Here is an 8068-nt window from a genome sequence, read left to right on the forward strand (position 1 = left end):
TGCTTCATGCAACTCAACACGCTGATAGGTCATGATTTAAGGTCGCAAACTCGGCAAATAGAAATATGTCTCCCAACGCAAACTCTTCTACCTCTGACTAGCGCTACTTTTTTTGCCGACGTAAATCATCAAAGTTGGGGAGCGATTTTTCAAGTTCGATGCTCAAAACCCTGAAACCCGTTGCAATATCTTGCTTTTCAGGGCAAGTCTGCGCACGGACAACGCCTTCAGCGTAACTACAACTGAGTCGTACGGCTCCGGAATCCGTGTATTCCAAATACTGCACAGCGTTTCCATCACGAAACACTATCTGCACAGCCATGCGTCCTTTGGAATCCCACATAGTCTGGCAACCATTCAGCTTGTCAACATTTTTTGGGTATACGTAGTACGGCAAGCCCGCAACAAAGTTGACACCGGCTGACTCGCTAAGCGTGCTGCGCTCGCAAGTAGGAGTGACCTCCAGCGGTGCGGCTGAGCAGCCAGATACCGCGAGTGAAGTCGTCAGCACAGCAGCAGCATAACGTTCCGAAAGAGCAATCAATTTCATTTTTGGCACTCGCAGGTTTGTTTGTATCTGAGGATAAGGGCTTTAGTGGCGGCCACTGCTTTGTTAAGAGTCGCCTCTGACGGTAATACATCTCCGCGCAAGTGGCTCGGCGTAGGAAGTCCTCCGGCCCACGGCTGAAAATGCCGGTGACCTGCCGCGAAGCTATCCTGTACTGCATGAGCTGCACGTGCCAGGCCTTGTATCGTACAACTGCTCATCTGTCGCTCGATGTATTCATCAAATAGGACCTTAGCCTGCTCAGCAGTCTGGGTCCCCGTTCCATCCCGCATGGCGTGCCAGTATGAATTTTCCGGATCTTGGCTACCTGGTAAGAAATCAGCCATTGCAGTTGCTTTAGCCAATTCCACTAGGTTGGGATCACCGTCGACGGCTTTATTGGTGATCCAGACATGTTCGGCAAATCCAAACAAGCCGAGGGGGTCACTAAATCCCAACGGATTTCCTGCAACATAGGCAAAGGTATTGATGCCGCCCTTAAGACCAATAGGATCGGATTGCATATACCGTCCGATGCGCGGGTTGTACTCCCGATTCCAGTTCTGGAACAAGCCGCTCTCTGCATCAAAAACCTGACCAGGCAGGCGCTGGTTAAAACTGAAAATGCCCAAGCTGCTTGGATTTTGATCCGGCGCTGTCGCGCCAAACGCCTCAGCCGAATCCCAACGCCAGACAATCGCTTCATCATTCTGACGAGTAACAATGCGCGGCGCACCAATTTGATCCGTCGAGACGTTGTACAAGTTGATCGCAATGTCGCCCGCCGTGGCCGCACCCGTTTGCTTGACCACCCCAACTGGAACACCGAGGTAAATGGTTTCATAGATTGGAGTTCCGTTGGCGTCATATTCTCCAAGCAGCTTGCCTGAATCGCCAAAGACGTAATAAGTAGTCCCAGTAGGCACCAAGACTGTCGGTCCAACCTTGCTAACCCGCAGCCCCAGCGCGTTGTAGCTGTAAGTCACCGTACCACCCGCATTGGTCATTGTCGCCAAACGACCCCGGTCACTGTAGGTATAGGTATTGGTCCCATCGCTTGTGATATTTCCCGCCGCATCATGCACCACGGTCGCCGTCCCCCCCACATCCTGGGTCTGGGTCAGCTTGTTGCTGGTGGCCGAGATGGTATTGGGATAGCTGGTGCCGCTAATGACCTTTGCAGTCCGATTGCCCGTGGCGTCATAGCTGTACTGAATCGCCGTGCTGCCCAAGGTGGCGCTGATCAGGCGATTCAGATTGTCATAACCAAAGCTTTGGTCAAGCGCGGGAACAGGGCTTCCATTGCTGACATGGGTGTACCCCGTGATGCGCCCCGCGGTGTCACGAAGAATGGTGCGGCGAATGCCGGTTGTTGTCGGGTCGCCCAGGTTGTAAGCACTGATCAGGCCGTTGGCGTCATAGCTGATGGCCTGGGTCTTGGTGCTGGCCCAGGTCCAGCCCGTGAGTTTGCTTTCGGCATTGGTAGTGATACCCGATAGCAGCGGCAAGGTGGAGCCGGTATTGGTACCCACGCCATTGCTGTTTGGTGGATTGACGGTAATGCCCGAAACCACACCCTGCGCGTCATAGCTGTAGTTGACCCGGGTTCCACTGGGGTAAGTAATCGCCGTCAGCTTGTCGAGCGCGCTTCCGCTATCACCCCAGGTATAGCCCACCGTAAAAGTCCTTGCACCCGTAGTCTGGGCCTTGCCGGTCTTGCGGCCCATGCTGTCGTAGCTGTAAGTCACCTGGCCGCTGGCGTCGGTGATTTTGGTCAGCTCGCCTATGACAGCCGGTGTGGGCGTGGCTCCACCGTCGTATTCAAACGTCGTTCCCGTACCGGTGGCATAGCTGATGGTTTTAAGGCGATCAATGTTGTCGTAGGTGTACTGGGTCAGCTTGCCGCGGGCGTCGGTTTTGCTCAGCACATTACCCCTGCCGTCATAGGTGTACTGGCTGGCCCCTGTGTCCGGGCTGGTCTGGGCGGTGACATCACCGAGGCCATTGGGGCTGTAGGTCGTGGCCAGGTTGCGCGGGTCAGTGACCTGGGTCAGGCCGTCGGCGGCGTTGTAGGCAAAGCCGGTGGTGGTTGGGGTGGCGCTGCCGATATTGGCCGGCTGCTGGGTCTGGATGGGGCGGCCCAGGCTGTCGTAGTAGGTATAGGTCGCCAGGCCATTGGGGTCCAGCACCGTGGTGGGCCGGCCCATGGCGTCGTAGCCGTATTGCCAGGTCAGGGTTCCGGTGTTGATGGCAACCACGACCGCGCCGGAAGTTGAAGGGATGTTGTTGGTGTCACCCGCGTATTCAGCGCTCAGGGTGTGACTCCCGAGGGCGAGCGAATTGGTGGTCAAGGTTGCCACGCCACCACTCAAGGCGCTGCTGCCCACGGTGGTTCCGCCGTCCTTGAAGGTGACGTTGCCTGTGGGACTGGCACCCGTGACGGTCGCAGTCAGCGTGATGTTTTGCCCGACCGGGGCGGTACCAGCGCTGCTTGAAAGCGCCGTGGTCGTCGGGCCGGCAAAGGCCATGGCCGGGGCCAAAAGAATGAGCAGCACCAGGCGGCTTAGCCACGCGGTAAAAGCTCGGCTGGGGCTAAGGCTGCTCATGCTGACTCCTCCTGCTTGAGTGATGGTCGTGGTGGTGTTCAATTGCTCGCTCCCGTGACTTGCTGTACCCGGTTCAAGGCGTCATAGACGCGCGTGATGTTTCTTTGCAGGTTGCCCGAGGGGTCTTTGACCTGCTCGCCGACTTTGTTGCCCATGGCGTCCAGGGTGTAAGTGACGGTGTTGCCTTTGGCGTCGGTGACGCCCGTCAAGCGGTGGGCGGCGTCGTAGCTGTAGCTCAGCGTTGTGGCATCCGGCATGGCTACGCCCGTGAGTTGGCCTGCGTTGTCATAGGTGTAGGTCGTGGTCCGGGCCGCTCCACCCGGCGGGGTCAGCGTCACGCTGCTGACCCGCCCTGCCGATGTGTACACCGTGTCGGTGGTCACGCCTTTGGGGTCCACCATCTGCCTGACCCGCCCCGCCCTGTCGTACAGGGTGAATTGCGTGACATGGCCTGCGGCGTTGGTGATGGACTGGAGATCGCCCGCCGTTTGACCGACTTCATTAGGTGACGTACCCGTGAAGCTGGTGGCGCCGTAATAGGCATAGGTCCGTGAGACGACGCCATTGGTAGTCTGCGTGGCTACCTGGCCTTGGGGGTTGTAGGTCCAGCTGGTGGTGCGAGCCACGCTGGTCGCCGTATCGGTGACGGTCTGGCTCAGTTTGTTGCCTTGCGTGTCGTAGGTATAGGCGGTGGTTCGCCCCGCTTCGGTCACCAGCACTGGCAACCTGAAGTTCGGATGCCACTGGGTGGCCGTAATCTGCGCTTCAGGCCGTGTGGCGGCCTGGGTGGTCGTCAAAGGCAGGCGCCGGTTGACGTCCCAGGTGTACGTGGTGTTCACACCCAGGAAGTCGGTCTCCTGTGTCACAAAGCCGTTGGCGTCCTGCACCCGGCTGGTGGCCGAATTTGCGCCTGTGCCGCTGGGTTTGTCGGCGCCGGTAACAGCGAGCCGACCGGCATTGGTGCCGTAGTGGTAAGTGCGTGCCGTGCCCTGCGGGTCGGTTACCACCGCGTCGCCTGCACTGGCGTAGCTCACGCTGTACAGGTCCGCGCCGAGCGCATAGCCGCTGCTGGTGGCCCGGCCCTGGCTGTCGTAGGCGATGGTGGCCAGGCGGTTGCCGGTTTCGTCGATGATGCCGGTGACCAGCTGCGGGAAAGCCGCGTTTTCGTACAGGTAAGTCTTACTGACGCTGCCGCCGGCATTGCCGGGGTAACTCACGGCGGTCAGGCGTGAAGCCTCCGCCGTACCGTCGTATGTGTAGCTGGCGACCGGGTGGCCATTGGCTGTGACGCCCACCAGCTGGCTGGCGGCGTTGTAGGCAAAATCAAGGCTTCGGCCGAACTGGTTGGTGACCGCGATCAGCAGGCCGGGCACCGGGGCGATGGCGCTGGAGGTGGTGCCGGTGCTGTAGGCATAGGTGGTAACCCAGCCGTTGCGCCGGGTCATCGTGAGCAGCTTGCCTGCAGCGTCGAATTGCCACAGGCTGTCATCTTCCAGCCGCTTGTACAGAAAACCCCCACTGTTAGCCGTGAGGGTGTCCACGCTGTTGGCCGGGAGCCATGCGCCGCTGTTAGGGTCCCAGCCGAAGATGCGCACGGTGTCGTCGCCGAAATAAAGATTGGCGGTGTGGCCGGACGTTCCAGCTTGACCTTCCAGCCTGAGGTAGACGCGGTGGTTGTGGGACCAGGCCTGGCCCAGGCCCGCACCGGCCGCCCCCGTGAGAGCACCCACCACGCGGCCGCTTCGATAGCTGAGCAGCAGGCTTAAGGCGTGCGGCCCACCGCCGGCGTAGCCGTGATCGTCGAGCGCCTTCTCCCCGGTTGCCGGGTTGATGGGCTTGGCGGTTTCCATTCCATCTTTCCCGCAATTGCAGGAATCCGCTTCGGGGCGGGGCAACTCTTCGGCAACCGTAAAGGAGAAGGTGTCATCGAAGTTGCTGTTGTTCGAAACCTGCACACCGTGGTAAACAGCGTTGCAAGTCATCCCCGTCAAGGTCGCGCTCGTCAGGGTGCGCACGGCCGCCGGCACCAGCTTGTTCCCGCAGGCGACGATGGCGTTCGCGCCGGCAGTGCAAGCACCCGCCGCCGCCGGGTAATACCCCGAAGCCCCGCAGGCATTGGGCGGGAACCTGTAGGTTTGGGCGGCTTGCGCCGAAGCCGACAGCACCCATGCCGAAAAAACGGCAAGCCCGAGATTTCTGCAGTGTGCACGGATGACTGTTTTCAATTGCTCGCTCCCGTGACTTGTTGCACGCGGTTCAGGGCGTCGTAGACGCGCGTGATATTTCTTTGCAGGTTGCCCGAGGGGTCCTTGATCTGCTCGCCGGTCTTGTTGCCGGCGTTGTCGAGGGTGTAGGTCACCGAGTTGCCTTTGGCATCGGTCACGCCGGTCAGCCTGTGCGCGGCGTCATAGCTGTAGCCCAAAGTTGTGCCGTCGGGCAGCGTGGCGCCCGTCATCTGGCCCGCGTTGTCATAGGTGTAGGTCGTGGTCCGTGCAGTGCCACCCGGAGGCGTGACCGTCACGCTGCTGGTCCAGCCGCGTGGGGTGTAAACCATGTCGGTCACCACGCCTTTGGGATCCACCATCTGCTTGACGCGCCCTGCCCGGTCATACAGCGTGAACTGCGTGACATGGCCGGCGGGGTTGGTCACGGTCTGCAGGTCACCGGCGGCATGGCCGGTTTCATTGGGTGCGGTGCCGCTGAAGGCGGCCGCCGTGTAGTAGGCATAGGTCGTCGTGCGGTTCAGCGTGTCCTTGGCCGTCAGCAAGCGGCCGGTGGCGTCGTAGGTGTACTGGGTGGTGACGGTCGATGCATCGGCTGACAGTGTTGCCACATTGGGCGCAGCATAGGCCGAGGGGGTAAACGTGCCCGTGTATCGGGCCTGCCCCTTGGTGATACGGATGTCGTCGTAAAAGACGGCGTTGGATGTGTTGTTGTAGCCAAAAATCACGTAACCGTTGGAACCACTGAAGGCGGTGGTCCAGGCGCAGTTTCCGTAGCTTTTACCGTTGACATAGGAATAAACAGTCCCTGAAATCCTCACAAAAGCCACATGGGTCCACGCATTGGCCAAACCGGTAAGACTCTCGCTGAATACGCAGGATGGAGCACCGCTGCTGGTTTGGAGTACGAAGCGGTCATTGACAAAAACGAATTCCTGGTTAGGAATGCCGCTGCCGCCCAATCGAAGTGCAATTGTGGCGGGGGTCGTGCTGGCGGGCTTCATCCAGAACTCCACCGTAAAGTCCCCGGTCAGCGAGAAGTCACCATTCACTCTTCCGAAATTGCTGAAATTGGTCGCGCCAGGAACGTAAAAGGACGAACCTCCAAATTTGCTCTCCGTGGTGCTAACCTGCGCGCTCCCGTTGAGCACGCCGGTAGCTGCCAGCGGACTGCTGTCCACAATGACCTGGGAGCCATGGGCACCGTCGGCGTGCAGCAGCAAGATGTTTTTGGCGTAGTGGACGTCCGCCACCTTGGGCTGCGTGGGGTTGAGGTCCAGGGGATCGCCAAACTGCTGGGCGGGCGGCGTGAAGGCGGCGCTGTAGCGCGCAACGCCATTGGTGACCCTGACTTCATCAAGATAGCCGTTCAGATTCCCAAAAGTTGTATAGGTGGAGCGCCCCAACTCAATGCGCCCATAGTTCAATGCGTCCGAATTGGTGAACAGCACACTGGCGCCGACCTGTACACCGTTCAGGTGCATGACCCAGGTGCCGTTGCTGCGGCTCAGCGCCACGTGATGCCACACGCCGGTCGGGACGGCGGGCCCGGTGATGGAGCCGCCCCCGCTCCAGTTCGCAACAAGATTCCCCCCCCCGTCAAGGGCCACATAGCCGGTGGGCTGGCCGCTCCAACCGTCTCCGCCCCAGCCAAAGATGTACCGGGACAGATTGGCCTGCGCGTTGAGTTTCACAAAGGTCTCAATGGTGAAATCACCGGTGAGCTTGAGCGTGTTGTCGGGGCCGAAGCCGAAAGCGCCTCCGCTTGCACTGTCCAGGCTGATGGACCCAGTGCCGAATTTACTCTGGGCTGTCGTGGCAGAGGCATAGCCCCATTTGCTGCTTGGGCTTTTCCGGTAAATGCTGCTGTCCGCGATCACCGGTGAGCCATTGCCGTCTTCACCATGCAGCAACAAGACCACCTTGTCGATCAAGGCGTCGCCGCCTGCGGCCGCGGGATTGTCAAAGTAGGCGCCGTTCGCCATCTCGACCACCGATTTGCACAGCAGGCTCAGGGGCGCGCCGGTGGCCAATACGGCGGCGGGCGAGCAATTGGCAGCCGCGCCGCCATTCTTGGGATCAGACTGGCCCTGGTAGACCAGGGTAGTGACGGAGCCAGGCTGGGTGGTCTGTTTGGGAACGCGCCAGTTGCTGTCCCAGCTGGTGGTGTACTTGCGCGCGCCTGCGGGCAAGGCAGCCGTGGTCGGCAGCACCGTGGCGCACGCTACCGTGTTGGCCAGGCCCTCGACACGCGTGACCTCCTGGTTCTTGCCGTCATAGGCGTAGCAAGTGCGTACACCCTGGAAGTTGTCATGCGACAGCAGGTTGCCGCGCGTGTCATACGTCGAGGCATTGCTGGTCGCCGGCGAACCGGAGCCCGCGGGCTGGCTGATACCCGCCAGTATGGGATAACCATTGGGCATCACGACATTGGTGGTCGAGGTGGTGCCGGTGGCATCCGTCACCTGCAAGCCCGTGGGCGCCTGCCAGGTGTGGTTGCGGTAGTAAGTGCCGGCCACCAGGGTTTCAGTGACGATCGCCTGCGGCGGTGTGGTGTAGGTGGCGCTGTAATGGTCGGTGCCCAGGGCGCCATCGCTGGAGATGGCACGGCCTGCTGTGTCATAGGCCCAGGTGGCCAGGCGCACATTGTTCTCGTCGGTCTTGCCGGTCAGCGCCCAGGGCAGGCCGGTGTT

4 protein-coding genes are annotated in these 8068 nt (G+C 60.4%); all 4 read right to left on the minus strand.

Going from position 1 to position 8068, the window contains the following annotated elements; translation table 11 throughout:
* Positions 1–103: 103 nt before the first annotated feature.
* Positions 104–550: a hypothetical protein gene (locus BLQ85_RS24270; protein WP_139200970.1), complete on the minus strand. Its 447-nt coding sequence runs from the start codon at positions 548–550 to the stop codon at positions 104–106.
* Complete coding sequence (locus BLQ85_RS13505; RefSeq protein WP_083336851.1) at positions 547–3153, minus strand: Ig-like domain repeat protein; 2607 nt, start codon at positions 3151–3153, stop codon at positions 547–549. The genes BLQ85_RS24270 and BLQ85_RS13505 overlap by 4 nt, the downstream gene beginning before the upstream one ends.
* Before the next feature lie 38 nt (positions 3154–3191).
* Positions 3192–5003 (minus strand): DUF6531 domain-containing protein, encoded by a 1812-nt coding sequence (locus BLQ85_RS13510; protein ID WP_175456114.1) that lies wholly within the window; start codon positions 5001–5003, stop codon positions 3192–3194.
* Positions 5004–5374: 371 nt separating this feature from the next.
* The coding region (locus tag BLQ85_RS13515; protein WP_305790510.1) for a LamG-like jellyroll fold domain-containing protein at positions 5375–8068 on the minus strand (2694 nt) is incomplete at its 5' end.

The sequence above is a fragment of the Polaromonas sp. JS666 genome, assembly GCF_900103405.1.
GTDB lineage: Bacteria > Pseudomonadota > Gammaproteobacteria > Burkholderiales > Burkholderiaceae_C > Polaromonas.

What these genes read in the sequence shown, in the direction of transcription:
- BLQ85_RS13505 (WP_083336851.1), bottom strand. Translation starts at nt 3,153, where the DNA reads ATGAGCAGCCTTAGCCCCAGCCGAGCTTTTACCGCGTGGCTAAGCCGC.
- BLQ85_RS13510 (WP_175456114.1), bottom strand. Translation starts at nt 5,003, where the DNA reads ATGGAAACCGCCAAGCCCATCAACCCGGCAACCGGGGAGAAGGCGCTC.
- BLQ85_RS24270 (WP_139200970.1), bottom strand. Translation starts at nt 550, where the DNA reads ATGAAATTGATTGCTCTTTCGGAACGTTATGCTGCTGCTGTGCTGACG.